19 protein-coding genes and 1 tRNA gene are annotated in these 20,930 nt (G+C 66.4%); 9 read left to right on the top strand and 11 right to left on the bottom strand.

The genetic code is table 11. The features are described from left to right. The 6 genes from gspF to Q0M60_RS04685 form a co-directional block, all read right to left on the bottom strand. Window positions 1-1,206 carry a type II secretion system inner membrane protein GspF gene (gspF, locus tag Q0M60_RS04710; protein WP_296816581.1) on the bottom strand — a complete coding sequence of 402 codons (1,206 nt, stop codon included), beginning with the start codon at window positions 1,204-1,206 and terminating at the stop codon, window positions 1-3. Then, window positions 1,193-2,695, bottom strand: coding sequence for a type II secretion system ATPase GspE (gene gspE / locus Q0M60_RS04705; RefSeq protein WP_296816579.1), 1,503 nt, complete (start codon window positions 2,693-2,695; stop codon window positions 1,193-1,195). The genes gspF and gspE overlap by 14 nt, the downstream gene beginning before the upstream one ends. After that, window positions 2,692-4,716, bottom strand: coding sequence for a type II secretion system secretin GspD (gene gspD, locus Q0M60_RS04700; RefSeq protein ID WP_296816578.1), 2,025 nt, complete (start codon window positions 4,714-4,716; stop codon window positions 2,692-2,694). Before gspD ends, gspE begins: the two co-directional genes overlap by 4 nt. Beyond that, entirely contained in the window at window positions 4,713-5,585 is an 873-nt protein-coding gene (locus Q0M60_RS04695; protein ID WP_296816576.1) for a type II secretion system protein N, read from the bottom strand. The genes gspD and Q0M60_RS04695 overlap by 4 nt, the downstream gene beginning before the upstream one ends. 81 nt (window positions 5,586-5,666) lie before the next feature. After that, complete coding sequence (locus Q0M60_RS04690) at window positions 5,667-8,273, bottom strand: TonB-dependent receptor (protein WP_296816573.1); 2,607 nt, start codon at window positions 8,271-8,273, stop codon at window positions 5,667-5,669. Between the two features lie 73 nt (window positions 8,274-8,346). Then, entirely contained in the window at window positions 8,347-9,774 is a 1,428-nt protein-coding gene (locus tag Q0M60_RS04685; RefSeq protein WP_296816570.1) for a hypothetical protein, read from the bottom strand. A 400-nt stretch (window positions 9,775-10,174) separates the two neighbouring features. Between Q0M60_RS04685 and Q0M60_RS04680 the strand changes: the two genes are divergently transcribed. Both Q0M60_RS04680 and Q0M60_RS04675 read left to right on the top strand, forming a co-directional pair. Further along, window positions 10,175-10,480, top strand: coding sequence for a hypothetical protein (locus Q0M60_RS04680; RefSeq protein WP_296816568.1), 306 nt, complete (start codon window positions 10,175-10,177; stop codon window positions 10,478-10,480). A gap of 190 nt (window positions 10,481-10,670) precedes the next feature. After that, a tRNA-Lys gene (locus Q0M60_RS04675) sits at window positions 10,671-10,747 on the top strand. A gap of 273 nt (window positions 10,748-11,020) precedes the next feature. On the opposite strand, the gene Q0M60_RS04670 is transcribed toward Q0M60_RS04675, so the two are convergent. Next, a complete protein-coding gene (locus Q0M60_RS04670; RefSeq protein WP_296816564.1) occupies window positions 11,021-12,316 on the bottom strand; it encodes a DUF429 domain-containing protein in 1,296 nt (431 codons plus the stop codon). 330 nt (window positions 12,317-12,646) lie between these two features. Continuing rightward, window positions 12,647-13,147, bottom strand: coding sequence for a GIY-YIG nuclease family protein (locus Q0M60_RS04665; RefSeq protein WP_296816561.1), 501 nt, complete (start codon window positions 13,145-13,147; stop codon window positions 12,647-12,649). Between the two features lie 643 nt (window positions 13,148-13,790). On the opposite strand from Q0M60_RS04665, the gene Q0M60_RS04660 reads away from it, so the two are divergent. Genes Q0M60_RS04660 through Q0M60_RS04650 form a run of 3 tightly spaced genes read left to right on the top strand, consistent with a single transcriptional unit; the run spans window position 13,791 to window position 15,735 of the window. Then, entirely contained in the window at window positions 13,791-14,393 is a 603-nt protein-coding gene (locus Q0M60_RS04660; protein WP_296816558.1) for a thermonuclease family protein, read from the top strand. After that, entirely contained in the window at window positions 14,390-15,097 is a 708-nt protein-coding gene (locus Q0M60_RS04655; protein ID WP_296816555.1) for a hypothetical protein, read from the top strand. Before Q0M60_RS04660 ends, Q0M60_RS04655 begins: the two co-directional genes overlap by 4 nt. A gap of 32 nt (window positions 15,098-15,129) precedes the next feature. Further along, window positions 15,130-15,735 carry a hypothetical protein gene (locus Q0M60_RS04650; protein WP_296816552.1) on the top strand — a complete coding sequence of 202 codons (606 nt, stop codon included), beginning with the start codon at window positions 15,130-15,132 and terminating at the stop codon, window positions 15,733-15,735. On the opposite strand, the gene Q0M60_RS04645 is transcribed toward Q0M60_RS04650, so the two are convergent. Continuing rightward, window positions 15,732-16,829 (bottom strand): DUF4268 domain-containing protein, encoded by a 1,098-nt coding sequence (locus Q0M60_RS04645; RefSeq protein WP_296816549.1) that lies wholly within the window; start codon window positions 16,827-16,829, stop codon window positions 15,732-15,734. The genes Q0M60_RS04650 and Q0M60_RS04645 overlap by 4 nt on opposite strands. A gap of 172 nt (window positions 16,830-17,001) precedes the next feature. Here Q0M60_RS04645 and Q0M60_RS04640 point away from each other — a divergent pair, with 172 nt between their 5' ends. Continuing rightward, window positions 17,002-17,886, top strand: coding sequence for an endonuclease/exonuclease/phosphatase family protein (locus Q0M60_RS04640; protein WP_296816546.1), 885 nt, complete (start codon window positions 17,002-17,004; stop codon window positions 17,884-17,886). Between the two features lie 172 nt (window positions 17,887-18,058). Here Q0M60_RS04640 and Q0M60_RS04635 read toward each other — a convergent pair whose 3' ends face one another. Together Q0M60_RS04635 and Q0M60_RS04630 are read right to left on the bottom strand one after the other, a co-directional pair. Then, window positions 18,059-18,262: a hypothetical protein gene (locus tag Q0M60_RS04635; protein ID WP_296816544.1), complete on the bottom strand. Its 204-nt coding sequence runs from the start codon at window positions 18,260-18,262 to the stop codon at window positions 18,059-18,061. Between the two features lie 544 nt (window positions 18,263-18,806). After that, entirely contained in the window at window positions 18,807-18,998 is a 192-nt protein-coding gene (locus tag Q0M60_RS04630) for a hypothetical protein (protein ID WP_296816541.1), read from the bottom strand. 175 nt (window positions 18,999-19,173) lie between these two features. Here Q0M60_RS04630 and Q0M60_RS04625 point away from each other — a divergent pair, with 175 nt between their 5' ends. The 3 genes from Q0M60_RS04625 to Q0M60_RS04615 all read left to right on the top strand — a co-directional run. Next, entirely contained in the window at window positions 19,174-19,371 is a 198-nt protein-coding gene (locus Q0M60_RS04625) for a hypothetical protein (protein ID WP_296816538.1), read from the top strand. After that, window positions 19,371-20,009, top strand: coding sequence for an SOS response-associated peptidase (locus Q0M60_RS04620; protein ID WP_296816535.1), 639 nt, complete (start codon window positions 19,371-19,373; stop codon window positions 20,007-20,009). Before Q0M60_RS04625 ends, Q0M60_RS04620 begins: the two co-directional genes overlap by 1 nt. A gap of 58 nt (window positions 20,010-20,067) precedes the next feature. Continuing rightward, a partial coding sequence (locus Q0M60_RS04615) for a type IIL restriction-modification enzyme MmeI (protein WP_366855547.1) occupies window positions 20,068-20,930 on the top strand: 863 nt, incomplete at its 3' end.

The raw sequence follows: 20,930 nt of genomic DNA, 5'->3' as shown, positions 1-20,930 counted from the left end.
TCAACTCAGGGCCAGGGTGTTGATCTGCAGGATGGGCAGGAGGATCGACAGGACGATCACGGCGACGATCCCGCCCATCAGGACGATGATCGCGGGCTCGAGCAGGCTCAGCGCCACGGCGGTGAAGGTGTTGAACTCGCGCTCCAGATAGTCCGCGGCGCGCTCCATCATCGGCTCGAGCCGGCCGGCGTTCTCCCCGGAGGCCGTCATGTGTACGAGGATCGGCGGGAAGACGCCCGCGCGGCGCATGGCGGCCGACAGGCCCCCGCCTTCGCGGATGTCCGAGGCCATCTGCTCGGTCGCGCGGCGCAACACCGCGTTGTGAACGGTCGGCGCGGTGATCTTCAGCCCTTCCAGGACGGGCAGGCCCGAGGCGATCATGGTCGAGAGCGTGCGCGCCATGCGCGCGGCGTGCAGGTCGCGGATCAGCCGGCCCAGGATCGGCAGCCGCAAGACCCAGCCGTCGAAGGCGAGGCGGAAGGCCGGCTGCTTGCGCGCCTGAACCAGCGCGGCCGCGCCCAAGGCGGTCAGCAGCAGCATCAGCCAGCCCCAGCCGCGCACGAGATCCGAGACGCCTATGACGATGCGGGTCAGCAGCGGCAGGGTCTGGCCCATGGTCTGGAACTGGTCGACCACCTTGGGCACCACGAAGGCCATCAGGCAGGCCACGACGATCAGGGCCGTAGCCGCCAGCACCGCCGGATAGACCAGGGCCGTGGTCACCTTGCCGCGCACCTGCTGCTCGCGTTCCAGCAGGTCGGCCAGCCGCTCCAGGATCGCGGGCAGCGAGCCCGAGGCCTCGCCGGCGGAGACCATGGCGCGATAGAGCGGCGGATAGGCCCGGCCCTGCCGCGACATGGCGTCCGACAGGCGAAAACCCGCGACCACGCCCGCGTGGGTCTGCTCCAGCACCCGGCGCACGGCGGGCTTCTCGGCCTGCAGCGCGAGGGTGGCCAGCGCCTCCTCCAGCGGGGCGACGGCGGTCAGGGTGGCCAGCTGGCGCGTGACGAGGGCGAGCTGGCGCGAGGACAGCTTCGCCCTGGGGTCGGCGGGGGCCTCGGCCTTGCGGGCGGCGGGCTGGACCTTGACCGGCGCCAAGCGGCGCTTCGCCAGCGCCTGTCGCGCCTCGGCCTCGTCCGCCGCGGTGAGGACGCCCGCCTTGCGGCGGCCCGCGGTGTCCAAGGCGATGTAGTCAAACGCCGCCATGGTCCGCCCCTGCGTCCTGGCGGGTGACCCGAACGGCTTCTTCCATGGTGGTCAGGCCCGCTTCGACGGCGGCCAGCGCCGAGGCGGCCAGCCCGCCTGACGGCTTGAGCGCGGTCCGAACGATCGCGTCTTCGTCGGCCTCCTGGACGATCAGGCGACGCACCGCATCGTCGACGCGTATGGCCTCGTAGATGCCGATGCGGCCGACATAGCCAGTCTGCTTGCAGTCGGCGCAGCCGACCGGCCGCTTCACGGGCGTACCCGGCCGAAGCTTCAGACCGAAGCGCCGCGCGGTCGCCATGTCGATCGGCTCGTCCCGGGCGCAGTCCGGGCAGAGACGTCGCACCAGTCGCTGGGCCAGGATCAGTCTGAGCGTCGAGGCCAGGAGGAACGGCTCCACCCCCATGTCGCGCAGGCGGGTGACCGCGCCGGCCGCGTCATTGGTGTGCACTGTGGACAGCACCAGATGGCCAGTCAGCGAGGCCTGGACGGCGATCTGCGCTGTCTCGACGTCGCGGATCTCGCCGACCATGACGACGTCCGGGTCCTGGCGCAGGATGGCCCGCAGGCCGGCAGCGAAAGTCATGCCGACCTTGGTGTTCACCTGGGTCTGGCCGACGCCCTCGACGGCGTATTCGACCGGGTCCTCGATGGTCAGGATGTTGCGCGTGCGGTCGTTCAGGACCGACAGGCCGGCGTAGAGGGTCGTGGTCTTGCCCGAGCCGGTCGGGCCCGTGACCAGGATGACGCCGTTCGGCTCGGCCAGGGCCGCGCGGAAGGCGCGCAGCGTCTCGGGGCCCATGCCGAGTTCGTCCAGTCGCAGGTCCGCCTGGTCCTTGTCGAGCAGGCGCATCACGACCCGCTCGCCCGCTCTCGACGGCAGGGTCGACACACGCACGTCGAGGGTCTTGCCGCCGAGCGCGATGGCGATGCGGCCGTCCTGGGGCAGACGGCGCTCGGCGATGTCGAGCCGCGCCATGACCTTTACCCGCGAGACAAGAAGCGGTGCGATCCGGCTGGGCAGACTGACCGCCTCGCGAAGGACGCCGTCGACCCGCAGGCGGACCAGCAGGGCGGTCTCGAACGGCTCGATGTGGATGTCCGAGGCGCCAAGCCGCACCGCCTCGGCGATGACCCCGTTGATCAGCCGGATGACCGGAGCGTCGTCCTGCGCGTCCAGCAGATCGGCGGCCTCCGGCATGTCCTCGACCAGGCCGCCCAGCCCGCCGGGCACATCCATGTCCGCGTCCGAATGCGCGCCGGACAGGGCGTCGGAGGCGTAGACCTCCGACAGCCGGCGGTCGAAGGCCTGACGCGTCAGGGCCTGGACCTTGAGCGGGCGGCCGAGCGCGCGGCGCGCCTCGACCAGGGCCGACGGGTCGGCGCCCTCACGCAGCCCGACATGGGCGTCCTCGTCCAGCGCCATCACCACCACGCCCGCGCGTTTGGCGAAGGCGTAGCTGAGCTGCGGGTCCGCGAGAGTGATCACTCCGCGCCTCCGACGGGCGGCAGCGGCTGGCTCTCGATCGGCGTCTGCGGGAAGGTCGCCACCGGACCGCCCGCGCTCGGCGGCTCGTCCTGCATGTATTCACGAACCAAGGCCTCGAGCGAGCTGCGACCGTTCGGATCGTTGAGCCGTTGCTGACCCACGAGCGCCTCGAACGGCCGGGCGCTGACCCGCTGGGCGTCGCCCGCCGAACGGATGATGGTGGGCCGCAGGAAGATCATCAGGTTGGTCCGCTGCGCCTCGCGGCCACGTGAGCGGAACAGGGCGCCCACGCCTGGGATGTCCTGGAGGTAGGGCACACCCTGCACAGACACGCGCTCGTTCTGATCCAGCAGCCCGCCCAGCACGACGATGTCACCGTCGTCCGCCAGAACCGTGGTGGTCACCTCGCGCTTGTTGAAGATCAGCTCCTGGTAGTCCTCGCTGATCGGACCGGCGACGGAGGACACCTCCACGCGCAGCGCAAGCGTGATGCCGCCGCCCGCGTTGATCTGCGGGGTGACATCCAGCTGCACCCCGACGTTGCGGCGCTCGATGGTGCGGAACGGATTGCTGTTGGCGTCACCGAGCACCTCACCGGTAGAGACCGGGACCTCCTGGCCGCCCAGGAAGGTCGCCTCCTCGTTGTCGAGCGTCATGACCGACGGCGTCGACAGCAGGTTGGAGGCCGTGTCGCGCCGGATGGCGTTCAGGATGAAGCCGAACAGGGCCCCGTTGTCGTTCTGCCCCCCAATCCCCGCGGTGATGCCCGTCGCGCCGGTCAGGGAGTTGATCGCCGCCTCGCGCAGGCTCTCCAGCAGGCCGGAGTCCTCGGGCAGCTCGTCATCGGCGATCAGGGCGCCGGTTATGGCGAGCAGGTTGGGGGCCGAGTTCGAATAGTTGGTGGCCATGAACGGGATCTGGCCGTCCTCGCCGCCGCCGAGCAGGAACTGCACCCCCAGCTGCTGGGCGGCGTTGTCCGACACCTCGACCACGATGGCCTCGACCAGCACCTGCTGGCGCCGGGTGTCGAGCTGGCGGATGACCTCGGCGAGCGTGCGCTGGGTCTCGGGATTGGCGGCGATGATCAGGGCGTTCGCGCCGGGGTAGCGGGCGATCGAGACATTGCCCCCACCGACGCCGGCCGCGGGCGCGCCAGCGGCCGACCCGGTCGCCGCATCCTCTCCCGCCGGGACCGCCGGCGTCTGGCCGACCAGCTGCTGGAGCACGGGCAGCAGCTGTTCGGCGCTGGCGTGCTGGAGGTGGATGACGCGGATGTCGCCGCTCGTGCCCGCTCGCGCGTCGAGGTCAGCAATGAGCGATAGGGCCCGCGAGATGACCTCCGGATCGCCACGCAGGACGACGGAGTTGCTTGATTCGACTGGCGTGACCGAAAGGATGGTCGAGCCCCCCGCCTCCGCCGTAGCCAGCCCCATGACGCGGGTCAGGACGTCGGCGATCTCGCGCGCAGAGGTGTTGGTCAGGCTGACCGTCTGAACGCTGGAATGGTCCTGGTCGAGCTGGGACAGCAGGCCCCGGATTCGCCGCAGGTTGTCGGCGTAGTCCGCGACGGTCAGCGTATTGCCGCCAGGGTTGGGCAGGACCTGTCCGACCGGCGACACCAGGGGCCGCAGGACCTCGGCGGCGGCGACGGCGTCAACGGTCCGTAGACGGAACACTTCGGTTACAACACCGGCCGCGCCCGGGAGGCTGGACGCCCCTTCCGCGGGAGAGATGCGATAGGCGCCCGAAGAGGTCTGGGCGACCACCAGGCCGTTGGCCCGCAGCGTGGAGACGAACACCTCGAACATCTCGGTGCGCGACAGCGGCTGGTTGGAAACCACCGTGACCGTGCCCTGGACGCTTTGATCCACGATGAAGGTGCGCCCGGTCACGCGCGCTATGTCCTGCACGACCGCACGGATGTCCGCGTTCTGGTAGTTCAGCGTCTGCTGCTGGGCGACGGCGGGCGGCGCCAAGACGAGCCCGAGCGCGACCAGCAGGGCGGAAATCAGGCGTGTCACGGCTGGGGAGTCCTCAGGCTGACTGACATGGGTTGGCCGTTGCGCTCGAATCCGATGACGGCCTGCGGGGCGGCGCGAAGCTCGGCGAGCATCTCCGCCTGGTTCTCGACGGTGACTTCGAGGCCGTTGATCGTAAGGATCACGTCGCCCGCCCTCAGCCCGGCCTGGGCCAGGGCCGAACCGGCCCCGCGCGGGACCACCTCGAAGCCGTTCACGCGTCCATCCTGTCGGCGGGGCCGCAGGCCGAGCGCGTTGACGACATTGCCCCGGTCGATCGCGGCGCCGGCAGAGGCAGGGGCGCCGGCTGGAGCAACGCCCCCCTGCGGCGCGGCGGGTCCTGTCGGGGCGGACGCCGTGACCGCAGACGCCGGGGCAAACTCCAGCCGCTCGGTCTGGCCGCCCCTGCGGATCACCGCATGGTCGTTCGCCACCGACAGGAGGACGACACCGGGGGCGGCTTCCTCTCCAACGCCCACCGAGACCTGGCGACCGTCAGGACCGGCGATGATCGCGGAGCCCCGGCCTCCCGCCGCCACCCTGACGCCGAAGAGCTGGAACGAGCCGCCGCCCGACGCGGGCGCTGCGGGAGATTCGATCAGCGGATCGCCGGCGGGTTCGCCGCGATAGAAGGCGTCAAAGCGCGAGAGGATAGACAGATCAGCGGTCGAAGCCGGCGCGGTCAGCGGCGCAGACGTCTCCCCGAGTCCTCCAGGCAGCACGGCGACGATCCAGATCAGCCGTCCCGTCTGCACGGCCAGAAGCGCGGTCAGGACGACGGTCCCGGCCGCGAGCAAACCTCCAGGCCCCATTTCGCGGAAAGCCGCCCGGAAGTCGGGCTTCCGGGCGGATATGTTCCACATACTGATCATGCCGGTGTCCTAACAACAAGCCGGCGACCGCGCTTTCCCGACTTCAAGACGGGAAAGCGACAGTCTTGTGAAAACCCGCGATCAGAAATCCGTCGCGAGGGAGAAGGACACGCTCGTTCCGAGGTCGTAGCGCAGGATGTCGACCCGGCCCGACGCCTCCTGGTACTCCTCGTAGTCCTCGCCGAGCAGGTTGCGGACTTCCATTCCGAACCGATAGTCGCGCCCGTCGACCGCGAAGCCGCGCCGATAGACGAAATCAACGATCAGGCCCGGATCCTGGACGATGTCCGGCTCGCCGGGACGGCCGCGGGCCGAGCTGCGCTCACTGACGTAGGTGAACAGCACCGTGGCCTGCGATTGCGCGAGATCGTCCTCCCAGCCGAACTGCAGGTTGGCGAGATGCTCGGACTGGCCCTGGAGGCGGTCGCCGTCACTGAAGAAGTTGGTCGCCGGCTGGCCCGCACCCGCGCCGGAGAGCGGGAAGACGGTGTCGCCGGACTCCACGCTCAGTTCAGCGCTGGTGTAGGTGTAGTTGGCCTGGAAGAACCAGCGCTTGGCGTCCCAGAACGCGCCCTGGAAGGGGCTGTCGAACCAGCGGCGAGCGTCGAGTTCGAAGCCGTACAGCGTCGCAGCCGGGGCGTTGATGTAGGTCTGCTGGAGCGTGGAGCCGGCGTCGTTGACGACCGATTCCACCGGATTTTCCAGGTCCTTGTAGAAGATCCCGGCGGTCACGAACTGGTCGCGGCCGAAGTAGTATTCCACCCGAGCGTCGAGGTTGGTCAGCTCGGTGTCCGTCAGATACGGGTTGCCGAAGAACAGACGGTCGCTGTCCGGATCCAGATACTGCTGGGGAGCCAGCTCGCGGAACTGAGGCCGGCCGATGGTGCGCGAGGCGCCCAGACGCAGCTGCCAGTCCTCGGCGAAGTTCCAGGTCACGGTCGCGGCCGGCAGCCAGTACTCGTTCTCGATCGTGGTCGCCGGGAACGGAGCCACGCCGCCGAACAGGTCGAACGGGCGCACGGACTGCTCGCCCTCTTCGTAGCGCAGGCCGACCGAGGTGCGGACCCGCGGGATGATGGCGACGTCGGCCTGGCCGTAGATCGCGTTCACCTGCAGCGAGGCGTCATAGGCGGCCGCACCCGCGCCGCCGGTCGTTTCGACCAGCTGGACCAGGCCGGGGCCCTGGTTGAAGTCGGCGAAGAGGTAATCGACCCGCTGGCGCTGGAAGTCGTCGTCCGTGCCGCTGAACTGGAAGCTGAAGACGCGCTGGATCGAGTCCCGCTGGTTATCGTAGGTCTCGGCGCCGAACGAGAAGATGGCGTCCCGCTCGTCTGACAGGGGCATGGTGTAGGACAGGTCGAACCCGCCGCTCGTCACGCTGTCGGACAGCTCGCTGAACGAGGTCGAGTTCCGCTGTCCCTCGTGGAAGGCCACGCCCGTCGGATCGATCGAATAGCGGATGACCTTCTCGTAGGGAGCATCGCGCGACGTCTCCGCATAGGCGGTGCGCCAGTCGAACTGCCACGGGCCGAAGGTGTGCTCGCCGGTCAGCTGGGTGTTGAACAGCTCGCGCTCGTACCAGGCGGTGTAGTCGTCGCGGACCTCGCCCGTGCCCGGCGCGTCGAAGTCGTTGCCGGCGCGCGACCGCGCCTCCTTGGTCGTGCGGCGGATATACAGGTTGGTCCACTGGAAGACGTGGTTGTCGTTTTCGAAGCTGAGGCCGAACAGGCCGTCCCAACCGACGTTGTTGTTCGTCGAGCTGAACTCGTAATCGGCGTTGGCGATCAGGTTGCCGGCGTCGATGCGGCCTTCGCCCTGCTGGCCGTTCTGGGTCTGCCAGGTGTTCGAATAGCCGAGCACGCCGATCATGCCGACCTGGCCGTAGCTGGTCTGCCAGGATGTGCCGCCGCTGACGTCGAACTCGAAGTCGGCCGGGATGTATTCCTGCCTCTGAAGCAGATTCAGCGGCGCGTTCACGAAGTCCCAGCCGATGCGCTGGATGTCGTCCGCGGTGAAGTTGGCGCCGACGACGACGCGGTTGCCGGTCGCGATGGCGTCACGCAGCTCGCCCGGGACGTCGCGGGTGCCGTCGTCGAAGCCGGTGAAGTCGGTCCGGGACCCGTAATAGATCAGACCTTCCTGGAAGGTCGTCTCGGTGTCGCCGCCCGTCCCGATCGACAGGGTCAGGAACGGCTCGACCGGCGTGATCAGGGTGCGCAGGTCGATGATGCCGCCGCCGAACTCGCCGGGGTACTGGGCCGAATAGGTCTTCTGGACCGCCACGCTGCGCAGGATGCTCGACGGGAACAGGTCCAGCGGCACCACGCGTTGCAGAGGCTCGGGGCTCGGCAGGGGCGAGCCGTTCAGCCGCGCCGAAGAGTACCGCTCGCCCAGGCCGCGTACATAGACGAAGCGGCCTTCGACGACCGACAGGCCGGTGACGCGCGTCAGGGCGTCCGCGGCGTTGCTGTCGCCGGTGCGCGCCAGATCCTCATCGGTGAGGAAGGCTGCGATCTCCGAGGTTTCCCGCATCGGCTGAGGGATGAACTCGCCGATGATGACGATCTCCTCGACCGTGGTTTCTTCTTCCTGCGGCGGCAGGGCGTCCTGGGCGAACGCGAAGCCCGGCGTGGTCAGGGCCGTTGTCGCCAGGAGGAGACCACCCAGGGTCGTGTGGAAATTTGTCATGGTCAGCGCCTTCGAATGGAACAAGAAACGGAGTGGAGGCGGTGGCCCGGCCACCGCCTCCCGGTTCCGTTCGTCAGCAGGACGAGCCGGTCTGCAGACCGCAGGTCCAGCCCTGCCACCAGGTGTCCGACGCGTTCTGGACCGCGCCGATGTAGGTCACGTTCTGGAAGAAGGCGTTGTAGGGCACGGGATTGATGGCGGTGACCGCCGACTCGTTGGCGCCGTTCACGATCGCCGGGCTGCCGCCGACGCCGGTGAGCGTGGAGGTCCCATTGGCCGTGTTGTTCGCCCCGCCGGTGAAGAAGGGCGAGGTGGCCGCCGCGTTCACGTTCGAGTCGTCGCGGAAGGCGATCGGGCACGAGAAATAGGTCGACTGGAACTCCGGAGCCGCCGCCACGGTGGCTGCGTCGTCGATGTCCAGGCAGGCGATGGTGCTGCCGGTCGGCGAAACGGTCACGACGGTGTTCAGGAAGGTCGCGTCGGTGCCGGTGTTCAGGACGATGCCGTCGCCGCCGCCGTTGCGGTGGACCAGGGTGACGTTCGACCACTGCGGACGCGAGTTCAGGTTGACGTTGTCACCGGCCGAGCTCTCTTCGAAGCCGCGGTCACCACCATTGTCGCGCTGGACGATGATGATGAACTGACCCGCGCCGCGCCAGCCGGTGTCCGTGTCCAGGCTGTCGTCGTCCGCGCCGGTCACCACGATACGGCGCAGGTTCACCCGGCCGCCGAAGATCTCGATGCCGTCGTCCGAGGAGTTGTGCGACTGGACGAACTCGATGGTCGTGCCGGTGCCGACGCCGGCCAGGGTCAGGGCCTGAAGCTCGTTGCCCGGCGCGATTTCGAAGCCGGAGTAACGAATCTGGACGTAACGCAGGCGACCCGAGTTGTCGGCAAGCGTGTTGCCGCCGTAGAAGGCGTTGGTGCCTTCGACCTGGGCCGTACAGTTGATGTTCGGCGGGGTCACGCCGACCGGGCAGGACGCCGTCGGGGCGCGACCGAGCAGGACGATGCCGCCCCACTGACCGATCGAGGTGCCGGTGGTGGTGCCTTCGATATTGGCGCGGCTGGTGAAAATGATCGGGTTCGTCGCCGTGCCTTCGGCGAAGATTTGCGAGCCGCGGTTCACGACGATGTAGTCGGCGCCCGACGAGCCGAAGATTCGCACTCCAGGCTCGACCGTCAGGACGCCCTGTGCGCCGGTGCCCAGCGGAGCCGACGGATCGGGACCCAGGTCACGGCCCACGTCGGTACGGCCGCCCAGCGAATAGACGGTGCCTGTCCGGGCCGGAACCACCAGGTTGCCGATGATCACGGCAGGCAGCTGGCAGGTGCGCAGGCCGTTGGTAAGGCCGACGTTGGAGAAGCCGGTCGGGCAATCGGCCGGGACGGTGCCACCGCCGCCGCCGCCGCCGCCGCCGCCGCTACCACCGCCGCCGCCGCCGAAGCCGCCCTCACCCGGCGACGCGACTTCAGAGGAGCCGCAGGCGGCGAGAAGCATAGCGGCCGCACCGGCCAGGAGGGTCGCTTTGGTACGAGAGGCGCTGAACATGATGATCTCCACAGCAAGGGCGGCTCGAGCACAAACGGCCGCTCCCGCGCTGCGGGATGTCGACATCGCCTGCCCACCTGCGGCGAGTGTCTAGTGACGCTCAGTGACACCTAAGTGGAGGTTTGTCGAAGAAGCTCGACATGCTTCTGACATTTAAGCGTCATGAACAGATGGACGCGCGCCCTACTCTTATCCGGCTTTTTGATCTGTACACGTCGGATCTCTGTACAGGCGTGGGCTGGGCCGTCAGGTCAATAATCTGTCCTCAAATCGTCATCGTGTTGTCATCTTTTCTTTGCCTTTCCGACATTATGAGGCATCCTGCCGTCGAAACTCGGAGGAGGTTTCGATGAATTGGACCCTTGCTATCACTGCCGCGGCCGTGCTCGCCGCTCCTACATTCGCTCTCGCCCAGGCCACGCCTGCCGCGGGTCGGACCGGAGACGCGCCCTCGGTCCAGCGTGTTCTGTATGTCTGCGACCGCGCCCCTGAAACGCGGCGTGCGTTCCAGCGCGAACATGGCGAGATCGTCTTTGTCACCGCCGAAGAGGTGCTGGCCGCGGAGGCCCGTGGCGACCAGTGGACCGCTCCGCGCTGCATTTCCGCCGCCGAGGCGCGCCGCCTGAGCCTGCTTCGCTCTCAGGCGAGCCGTTAGTCCGCTCTGAAGTTCTCTACCGCGGCTTGGCGACGGGGATTCGCGATGCCGCGCAGCGCCACGCAAGGCGAAGCCAGCTGTCATGGGACTGACCCTTGACCTCCGCTGGTGAATGAAACAGAACCCGCGCTACAAACCAATCACCAGACCGCGCCTCGCGGCGTCCGGTAACGCATTGTTTTGTAACGGCGCGCCCTTAGCTCAGTCGGTTAGAGCATCTGACTTTTAATCAGAGGGTCCTCGGTTCGAGTCCGAGAGGGCGTACCATTTTCCTGTTATTTTCCAGCGCCCTCCCCTCTCCGCTCGGCTAGACGTTAGCGCTGGGGAACCGCAGGGGAACCGGTTTTGAGACTTCGGCCGCTCACCTGATCGTGAAGCCCGTGATCCATTCTACAAGTGGTCTGGAACGAGTTAAGCGAGCCGCTGACACTTAACTCAGCGACAGACTTAACACGCGCCAACGTCTTACCCCGCAAGGGCTGGTGCGTGTTAAGTCGCGTGTTAAGGGACCGGCTGACTTAACTCGCCAGCGGCTCGGCACTAGCCCCAGTCCCATTCGGCGCATCGCCGCACCTCCGCCGCGAGCAATTCTCGTCGGCGTTGGGTATCGGCCGATCCCTCGCCAAGCATGTCGTAGTAGCCCTGACCCGGCAGACGACTCTGCTTGTTCACAACCAAGGCCATCAGAGACGGCTCGCCTCGCTGCGTGTTCTCTAGATCTAGGGCGCGCAGCGCCGCGGTCAGCGAAGCGCCAAATCCCTGAGTCCAGGCGAAGCCAAACGCCCCGGCTACATCCCCGTAGGTGACCAGACCGCGCGCGCGAGCCGTCTGGATGAGGAACTCACGAAGTTCGTTCGCCGAGATCGTGGCCTTGGCCTTCTGAGCGCGAGGCCCACGCATCTGACCGCTGACCAAAGCGGCCTTTGGGGGGCCGGCAAGGTCGACGGCCGAACCCGGCGCCATCTCCTTTGCACAGGGCACCGGCGTTCCGACAGGTGCGTTCTCCCACTCCGCGTCGACCTTGACGGAGTGCTTGAGCGCCGCATTCCGTAAAACCGGCTCGGTTTCAGCCGACACCGGAGTGACGATGTAGCCAGAGACCGCATCCCCCAGCACGAGGCAGTCCAGTGGTTGTCGTCTCCGCCAGATGAGACCGATCAGCAGGCAGATCACGGCGTCGAGGCGATCCTGATCGGCCTTGCGCGGCTGCTTCACAGACGACAGTCCCCTCGCAAAGCTGGCGACCTGTGCCACGCCAAGCCGTTCGGCGACCTCGGCGACGCCCTTCGCAACGAGGATCCAGTCGGAATGCTCGTACAGTCGCGCCGCAGGATTGTACTTGGCGGCTCGCCGCCTATCCCAGATGGAAGGCACCAAGGCGGGCAACGCCAGAGCCGGGAACACTTCCATCAAGTAGGTTCCGCTGTCGGCGTCTCGCGCGGCGTGCGGGTCTTGTGTAGCACCTACTCGCCCGAGAAAGCGCCAGATGGGCGCATGGTCGCCGAACATCGCCGCTCCTCCGCCACCCCGTCGTGCTGGCTGAACACCGCCACCCAGACGAGAGACCACGCTTGCCGCGACCTTTTCGACCGGCCTGCAACCATGTTGATTGGGCACGATGGTCGGCTGGTCGACGGCCGTCAGGACGTAATCCGCGTCCGCGCTGATCTTGGCTATGAAGGCCAGAGCTTGCTCAAAGGACGCCAGTCTGGGAGGCAGGAAATCGACTTTCGCCCCATCAACGTGCAGAGCAGAGATTGCGCCGGGATTACGGACATTGTCAGTCCAGGCTGAGTCGAACCCAATAAAAACTTGCCTCAATTGATTGTCCGACACCCGACCAAGTTCCAAGCGAAGCGACCTAAATCGACTCTAAATCAGACAGCATGATGCTTAGTCCACTAGCGGGCTCCTTTGCGCTGGCCAGGACGCCGAGGTTGCTAATCTGAAAAGATACGGTCACCCCAGCACCCGCAGCTCCATAATAGGGCCTACCGATCGCCCAACTGTCCTCGAAAGCCTGCCGCAGCGGCTGGGGTAGATCGCGTCTCTCTCTACGCTGAATAGCCACGGCGTTGGGGAAGGCGGTCGTGGTGAGCCAAACGCGCAACCGCTCTCTCTGCCCGGGCGTGAGGTCGAACGAGATCGAGGCCCAATCGTCCACGCTCAGGGTGCAACCTTTCGAAGTTTGAGCAAATCTCGCCGGAAGTCGTTGCGAGGGCAGCCCTTTAGGTTCAGCGGGGTGTACGCTTCGAGGAAAGCTTGAGTTTCGGCGCGGCCGGCATCGTCGGACTGCTCCCAAGAGATGCGGCAGCTCTTATGCATCCACTCGGAAAGCTCGATCTCCATATCAGGGGACGCGAGCCTATCCCGAGCGATGCGACGAAGCCCGCGAAGGGCCGCGACTGAAACACGTAGCGTGCTGGCCGTGGTTCGGCGCAAGTGCCATTTGTTTATGCGCTCGGCGAGCGTCTGCTTCTGTGCTTTGCCGATGTATAGCAGGGCGTATCCAGTCTCCCGGCAGCGATTGACAGCTCGCAGACCGTGGCGTGCGGTGTCCTCCGGTCGAATCTTCAGTTCGGCGACCGCGTCATCGGCGAACCACCACCCGTAAATCCCCGGGCCCGCGGGAACCGAGGCACTCAACGGCACGCTATGCGTCAGCATCGTGGGCGCTCCTCGGTTGAGCCGAAAGCCAGCGGACCAACGCATGCCCCGTTTCAGCCCAACGCGCTCCTGCGCCGGCAGCGCGGAGCGACTGGGAGAGTTGCCCCGCCAGCCGCAAAACCCCGTTGCGGATGAAGTGCTCCAATGCGTCCTCATCGGACGTCGGATAAGAGACATCACTCACCAAGAGCGACTGGCCCTCCCACCCGCGGACAACCATCTCAAGGCCGCCCCGTTGGTCCCGCAGGCAGAGGACTCCCGTGTGACGAGCATCTAGTGAAGACGACACGCACACCCCGCGTTCGAGCATCTGGCCTGCGGCGCCGGGAACCCCCTCCACCACCTGTAGTAGGGCCGCCTGCCCTACGGCTGAGGCTTCCCCGGGCTCGTCATCCAGGTGTTCCATCAATGTCCGATGGTACTCGTGCACTCGCATAACCGGAGCCTCCCTCATCCACGGATACTTTTGATCGGCGGGGTGCGCACTGGCAACTCGCCAAGCGCCCTCTGGCTCGGGGGTCCTTTCTAGCCCCGCGCATATGCGGGGGGACGCACCGCGGGCTTTCTCTGAGAAAGTGCCGTTGGCCACGCTACACTTTACAGCCCGCTAGCGGCCTGATCCTCTCGGGTCGGGAGGCCGCGCTTGTTCATCGATCCGATCGTCATTGCCGGGCCTGCGGAGGTCATAGACGGCGACACGCTGCGAATCGGCGCCGAGCGCATCCGGCTTCACGGCATCGACGCCCCAGAGATCGACCAGCGGTGCGGGGAGACTGCCTGTGGCGAGGTCGCCCGTTACGCGCTGTCTCGGATGATCGGTGGAGAGACCGTCGCCTGTCAGGGAGCCGAGCGAGATCGCTACCGCCGCCTTGTCGCGGTCTGCCTAGTCGAAGGCGAGGATCTTGGGCGCTGGATGGTCGCTCAGGGCTGGGCACTGGCTTACCGCCGATACAGCTCTGACTACGTCGCAGAGGAGCAGGAGGCCGAGGCTGCGGGCCTGGGGCTCTGGTCGCTGGAGTTTGTAACGCCGGCGGAACACCGCAGAGCTGACGCATCCTCGCCGCCCGCGCCGGAGCAGCCTCCCGGCTGCACCATCAAAGGGAACATCAACCGCGACGGCGAGCGCATCTATCACCTGCCGGGCTCGCCGGCCTACGCTCGCACTGTAATCGGCACATCGGAAGGCGAGCGCTGGTTTTGCTCTGAGGAGGAGGCTCGGGCGGCAGGGTGGCGGGCACCACTATGACCGAACACCGCTCTGAAAGTATCAAGACCTTCGAACGCGAGCGGGACGCCTTGGTGGAGCGTATCCGGGGGCTGGAAGGTAACCTGACGGGCCCGCAGGCTTGGGCCTATCGTGAGGAGTTGGACACGCTTCGTAGCAGGCTGGCCCACGTCGAAACGGCCCTTTCAAGTGCCGAATCCGCGCGCGCGCAGTCCGAGGCCGTAGCAGCTCAAATTCAACTCGCTGACGCTCAGATCATTGCCGCCAACATTCAGGCCGAGGCCACAAAAGTGCTAGCGGCTGCGCAGCACAGTACTGCGAGCGCCCAGAGAGAATTGGCGGACGCACAGGCCAAGGCAACCGCCCAGCGGGAACGGAACCAAGCACGCGAAGCCGACGCCAATTTCTGGTTCCGCAGATTCACAACCTCGGTCACGGTTGCCAACGCAACGGCGCTGGCCGGCCTCCTGGTTGCCGCTGCGAACCCAGATAATGCAGGGCGCCTCAACGACGACGTCGGCGTTGCCGCGTCTCTTTTATTTGCTGGCCTAGCGGCTGCTGGCTTCACCCCGCTCGCGCTTTGGGTTGCGGCGTCTGTCGAGGACACGCCTCGGCTGAGGCGCCTCGCCCTCGCGGCGGCTGGATCCATGTCGGGAATAGGGGCGGCAGTTTTCATATTCGCCGTGATGTTGGTCATCGGTCTCATTAGGGGGTTCGCCCCTTGACCATGAACAAACGCGGAACATAGATGGCGGCCATGAGCCGCTACCTGCCTCCTGGCTGGTCAGACGCCACCGGCGTCGCCGAGCCGGGGCAGCTGGTCCGCGACTTCGCCATGAGGCGCCAGGACATCAAAGGGCGCTGTGACGCGACCGGCTGCCGGCGCTGGGTGACGATCGATCCACGTGCCTTAGAGAGCGAGGGCTTGGGCAGTGTGACCATGACCCGGCTTGCCAAGCTCTGGCGCTGCAATCGGCTGGAGGGCTGCCAGCTGGCCCGTCGTGGCGCGCCCCTGCAGGTCGCCCTACGCCTCGAGCAGATCCCGCGCCGGCCGAACACTCGGGTGCGGCTAACCTGCCAGGAGAAGCCTTGCACCGACTTCCGGTTCGTCCCTGTCTCCGACGAGGTTCGCAGCCTGAGAGTTCGCGGCCTGGGCGATGAGCGGATGACGGTGGTTGGCGTCGCTAAGCATGCCAAGGAGCGCTGCCCAGCCTGCAATGGCCTAGCTTGGGCCTCGAGCGCCTACGTGATCGATGAGCACAGCATGGACTGGAAGGTGAAGGGCGAGGCGGTCTGGGAGATGAAGGCGTGGCTGCCGGGGCTGCGGCCCTTGCCGGACGAACTTCCGCCTGAGAGCGCCTAGACCTTCAGGGCCATGATCGGAGCTTTGAGCGCGTTCTCAAGTCTCACCATCGCATCGATGAGACGCTCTTGAAGATCCGGCCAGGACTCCTCAGCCGTTCTCCACCCGCCCTCCATCCGAGGAGACGAGATACGGCACCCGAGCTTTCCGGGCAGGTCCTGCCACAGAAGTTCGCCGCCGAAGACCGCTTCAATCTCCTGTTTTTGAGCCTCCAGTCGGTGGAAGGCCGCCAGGGCATCGTCCGAGCGGCCGCGGCCAAACGAGATGTAACACTCGACGGAAGACTCATGCTGGTTGAGCACGAAGTTGAAGTCGAACCCACCCTTGCCGATCCGTCCCGTGAGCCAGTGGTCATTGCTGGGCGTTCGGTTGGCGACCACCTGGGTGCGGTGCCGGCTTCGCTCAATCAACTGCCCCCAGAAGCGCGAGAAGATTTCACGGCGTGCTGATTGCACGCGCTTCTCTTCTTGGCGCTGGGCCTTGAGCTTGGTCTCATAGTCCGCGGCCTCGGGGAGCGGGATGAGCTGCTGAATGTCGACAAGAACCTCCGAACCCAGCCTATGCGGCTTCATCCTGAAGCACTGAATGTCCAAGCCCTGTTTGTTGAGCCACAGGACCGCGGTGGTGATCTCCCGCGAGAAGTTGCCGGCCACGAGGATAATCCGAACCTCGTCGGACAGGGCCCCTTCGGTCTCGTTCTCCCACCCGAGAAAAGACAATAGGGCCGCCTCCGCCATGGGGTGGTCCCCACTGATGTAGCGAGCGTGGGCGGCTGCTAACTGATCGAACGTCATTCCCGACACCATCGCGGCGTAGCGGATGGCTTGAAGCTCCATGTGGCCGCCGTCGTCGGTTCGTTTGATCTCCACCACGACCAGCCGGGCGTCTCGGTCCAGGCAAAGAAGGTCGATCCTCCGGTTGCTGTCCTCCCACTCGCCGAACTCCTGAGTGACCACCATAAGGTCGTCGCCGAGCACGGTGATGTCGGCGCGTAGCAGGCGCTGGAGGTCCTGCCTCTCCTGTAGCTTCTCTTGAAGGAACGTGGTCTCGGCGACTCGCTCGAAACCCTCTCCCGCCACGCGATACAGAGCCATGCCCACCTCCATGGCTAAGGGAGACAACGCGGGGGACGCGGTCAAGCGTCAGTCCATGTGCGACTGGAGCCTATGTCCGCAATGGGTGGAAAGCGGACATTCGGAATGTCCGCTTTGGGGCGTCTAGCGATGATGCTGCGGGCGTGGCACTCCCCTAGGCAGGAGACCCGCCATGCGAAGCTTGTTGCTGACGACCCTAATAGCCAGCCTCGGCGGATGCGCGCTGTTCCCAGGCCAGCCGGACCGCGCTGACCTGCTCACGATCGCCACTTGGAATGTTGAGCACCTGGCTGAACGCAACGACAGCGGTTGCCGTCCGCGCCAGGACCCAGACTACGCAGCGCTCGCTGCCCACGTGGCGGCTGTGAGGCCTGAGATCGTCGCGCTTCAGGAGGTCGAGAGCGAGGCCGCTGCCTACCGCGTCTTCGATCCGCAAGACTACGTGGTCGTCTTAGAGGAGCGGCCTGGGGGAGGCCCGCGGGCAGAGTGCCGTGGGCTCGCTGGGCTCTACCTGAACCGTCAAGCAGTAGGCTTCGCCATTCGCCGGGACGTTATGTTCGTCCGCCACCCAGACCTGGCCGAACTGTCCCTAGACGACCCCAACCTCCGATCCGGTGTCGACATCACCGTCAACCCTGTCGGCGCAGAGCCGATCCGGCTCCTTGCGGTCCATCTGAAGTCCGGATGTTCGTCGGGAGATCGAAGCGAAGCTTGCGACACGCTGTTCCGACAGGTGCCCGTCGTCGAGCGTTGGATCGACGCTCGGGCTTCGGCGGGGGAGAGCTTCGCTGTTCTGGGCGACTTCAACCGCCGCCTCGCCACGCCTGGCGATGCTGTGTGGTCGGAGTGGGATGACGGCGCCCCCCTTGGGGCGGACCTTACCCTCGCCTCCGGTGCCGAGCAGGCAGGCTGTGATCCTCGCTATCCGGCCTTCATCGATCACATCGTCCTGGGGGCGCGGGCAGGCGGCCGCCTGATCAGGTTTGAGGAGATTACCTACTCGGGTGAGGGGCTGTCAGACCATTGCCTTGTTCTCGCCGAGTTGGACGCCTCCTGAAATGCCAGGCTCACGCGGCTGTGGCGTTCTACCCCCTCAGGAGCCGCCTAGGCGACGAACCCAGGTTTCAGCCGAACGCCGGATCGAGTCGTCGGGGAGCGCGACCCCACCCCTGCTCTCGAAATGCAAAAGAGCCCCCAATGGGGGCTCCGCCTAGCCAGCTACGCGCGGGCTATTCGGGCGACAGGCTTAGTACCAAGCCGATTTCTGCGAACAGCGCCAGCCTTCGGCAACGCTCGGCGATGGATTGGCGCAGATCGGCCCGATCCCTCCGCTCGACTAGCCTGAGCGTGTGCTCCAGGTCGGTTGCCATCACTTCGTAGAGCGCCTGCTGCGCTTGTGACCGCTCGGCGACCACCTCCGCATGAATGTCCATGTCTTCAACCCCTTCCACTGACCGCGGGGTCTATCGCCCCGCCCATTTGCGTTCTCCAACACCGCTGCGACAGAAGCGGACGTATCCCCGGCGAGGCATCTTGTTTTCGAAGCCGAATCAGGGAGCGAACGACCGTTGCCTTGCCAACGGGGCCAACCTGAGCTTTAGGGAGAGGACCAATACAACTTTCGGTTACATCGCGTGCCGAGGCGTCCTCAGTTCCGATCCCGCTCCGCCGTAATCGACCACTGCAAGCGCGCATTATGCGACCTGGCAGACCTTTGCCGCGAAGCGGGCCTATTGGCCGAAGCGGACTATCTCCGCGCGTCGGCGAGGGCCTGCTTTGCAGAGGTCGAGCGAAAGTTGCGGGAGGTCACGAGCCGTCCGAGGCGAGGTCGGTGAGAGGGCTAGGCGAACGACCGCCACACTCCGAGGGCTACCAACGCCGCTCCCGCTAAGGTGAATATGACACGCCACCGCCTAGAGCGCTCGGTAACCGCGATCCAGATGCAGACCGCCGCGCCGGCCATTTCGAGTGAGATGGCTACTCGCCTGTGTCCGGATGTGCCTCCAAGGCGGCCCTTTCCTTTGCGGCGGCGAGCCACTCTCGGTCGGCAACGAAAGCCGCCGAGTTGAGAAGCGAAACCAGATGAGGCAGGCCCGCTTCACGAGCCATTCCCGCGAGCTGATCGGCCATGTTGCCGATGTATTCGATCGTAGCGACCCGGTCCGTCATTTCGCCCCTCCGCTCGGGTCAGGATGGTCGCCGAAATCCGATAGGGCGAAAGCAACCGGGGGTGACTCGAACTGAGCCGCTGAAGTGAAGGTAGAAGAGTCGGCCACTGGACGCGCGTTTGCCGATGTGGTCGCGCTGCCAGACCCGTGATAGCCGGGAGAACATGAAGGCAGCCTTGGCCGTCTCCGACCTGATCGCCGCTCTATCCGATTTGCCGCCTGATCTGCCCGTCGTCCTGGAGGGCGGCTTTGGCCCGCAGCTGGCGCGGGGGCAGGTTTTCGAAGCCCGCCGTATGAGCGAGGATCGGGTTGAAGGCAGTTCCCTGCGTCCCGGCGAGGGCCCGGACGGGCTGCGGGCGGTGGTGATTGCCTAATGTGCGGACGCTATGACACGACCGGCCGTTTCGCTTGGGCGGAGATCCATCGCGCGCTCTCGACCTATGGGACGGTGGCGACGGCTCCGCTCAACCTCGAGCCGAATGACGACGTGAGGCCGACCACCCGGCAGGCCATCGCCCGGCTGGAGGATGGCGCCTTTCACGTCGAACAGGCGCGCTGGGGGTTCATCCCTTTCTGGGCGAACGGCAAGACGCTGGACGCCGCCTGCCGGGGCAAGGGCGGCAAGACCCTCTCGACCTTCAACGCCCGCACTGACGTGAGCCCGATGTACCGGGCGGCGGTGAAGAGCCAGCGCTGCGTCGCGCCGGCGTCAGGCTGGTACGAGTGGACCGGGGAGAAGGGCGCCAAGGTCAAGCATCGGTTCGCCCGAAAGGATGGGGGCTTGATCTGGTTCGCGGGCGTCTGGTCGCGTGTCCAACTCTCGGACGTAGGAGAGACGGCGACCTTCACCATCTTCACCGGGCCGTCAGAGGGCTTCCTGGCGGACTATCACGACCGCCAGCCGGTGATCCTGGAGCCGGAGGAAATCACGGCCTGGCTCGACTGCGCCAACGATACGCAGCCGTTCTTTGACGCGCGGCGGCCGGACCGGTTTGAGGTGGGTCTGAGCTAAGCCCTCGACTTGCCAGCAGGACTTCTTTCACGCCATGTGAGCGCCGGGAGGGTCGCGCGTGGACGTCGAGAGTTTCATCGCCCGCTGGAGCGTGGCGCGCGGCGGCGCCGAGCGCGCCAACTACCAGATGTTCCTCACCGAACTCTGCGAAGCTCTCTCCCTCCCGCGCCCCGATCCCGCCAGCCACCAGACCGCGCATAACGACTACGTCTTCGAACGGGGCGTGAAGCGCCGCGAGAGCGAAGCCCTGTCCTCGACGCTCCGCATCGACCTCTACAAGCGCGGCTGTTTCATCCTGGAGGCCAAGCAGTCGCGCGCCGAGATCCGCGACGACCAGCCGCGCCTGTTCAGAGAGGAGGAACAGACCTCCACCGCCGCCGCCGAGGGGCGCTGGGACATCCTCATGCGCCACGCCCGGCGCCAGGCCGAGGACTACGTCTTCCGTCTCCCGGCCGACCACCCGGCCCCACCCTTCATCCTCGTCTGCGACGTGGGCTACGTGTTCGAGGTCTACGCCGACTTCTCGGGCTCCGGCCGCGCCTATTCGCCCTTCCCGGACCGCAAGGGCTTCCGCATCAAGCTGGAGGATCTGCGCGACGACAGGATCGTCGAGCGCCTGCGCGCCATCTGGACCGAGCCTCAGTCCCTGGACCCCTCGCGTGAGGCCGCCCGCGTCACCCGCCAGATCGCCGAGCGCCTCGCCGCCGTCTCGCGCCGGCTGGAGCGCAACCATCCCCCGGAAGAGGTCGCGCATTTCCTGATGCGCTGCATCTTCACCATGTTCGCCGAGGACGTGGACCTGCTGCCCAAGGGCCGCTTCACCGAACTGCTGACCGAATGCCTCGACGGTCCCGACAGCTTCGCGCCGCTTCTGGAGGACCTGTGGGGCAAGATGGACGCGCCGAACCACGCCGACCGCTT

Origin of the sequence: Brevundimonas sp., from assembly GCF_024711105.1 — a bacterium.
In the GTDB taxonomy this organism is placed as follows: domain Bacteria; phylum Pseudomonadota; class Alphaproteobacteria; order Caulobacterales; family Caulobacteraceae; genus Brevundimonas.
Note: the sequence above shows the minus strand (reverse complement) of the source record. Positions and strands in the feature narration are given on the sequence as shown.

Coding starts and splice junctions, on each gene's coding strand:
- Q0M60_RS04645 (WP_296816549.1), bottom strand. CDS start 16,829: ATGGCTCTGTATCGCGTGGCGGGAGAGGGTTTCGAGCGAGTCGCCGAG.
- gspF (WP_296816581.1), bottom strand. CDS start 1,206: ATGGCGGCGTTTGACTACATCGCCTTGGACACCGCGGGCCGCCGCAAG.
- Q0M60_RS04640 (WP_296816546.1), top strand. CDS start 17,002: ATGCGAAGCTTGTTGCTGACGACCCTAATAGCCAGCCTCGGCGGATGC.
- Q0M60_RS04635 (WP_296816544.1), bottom strand. CDS start 18,262: ATGGACATTCATGCGGAGGTGGTCGCCGAGCGGTCACAAGCGCAGCAG.
- Q0M60_RS04665 (WP_296816561.1), bottom strand. CDS start 13,147: ATGCTGACGCATAGCGTGCCGTTGAGTGCCTCGGTTCCCGCGGGCCCG.
- Q0M60_RS04650 (WP_296816552.1), top strand. CDS start 15,130: ATGAGCCGCTACCTGCCTCCTGGCTGGTCAGACGCCACCGGCGTCGCC.
- Q0M60_RS04620 (WP_296816535.1), top strand. CDS start 19,371: ATGTGCGGACGCTATGACACGACCGGCCGTTTCGCTTGGGCGGAGATC.
- Q0M60_RS04685 (WP_296816570.1), bottom strand. CDS start 9,774: ATGCTTCTCGCCGCCTGCGGCTCCTCTGAAGTCGCGTCGCCGGGTGAG.
- Q0M60_RS04655 (WP_296816555.1), top strand. CDS start 14,390: ATGACCGAACACCGCTCTGAAAGTATCAAGACCTTCGAACGCGAGCGG.
- Q0M60_RS04690 (WP_296816573.1), bottom strand. CDS start 8,273: ATGACAAATTTCCACACGACCCTGGGTGGTCTCCTCCTGGCGACAACG.
- Q0M60_RS04630 (WP_296816541.1), bottom strand. CDS start 18,998: ATGACGGACCGGGTCGCTACGATCGAATACATCGGCAACATGGCCGAT.
- Q0M60_RS04695 (WP_296816576.1), bottom strand. CDS start 5,585: ATGATCAGTATGTGGAACATATCCGCCCGGAAGCCCGACTTCCGGGCG.
- Q0M60_RS04680 (WP_296816568.1), top strand. CDS start 10,175: ATGAATTGGACCCTTGCTATCACTGCCGCGGCCGTGCTCGCCGCTCCT.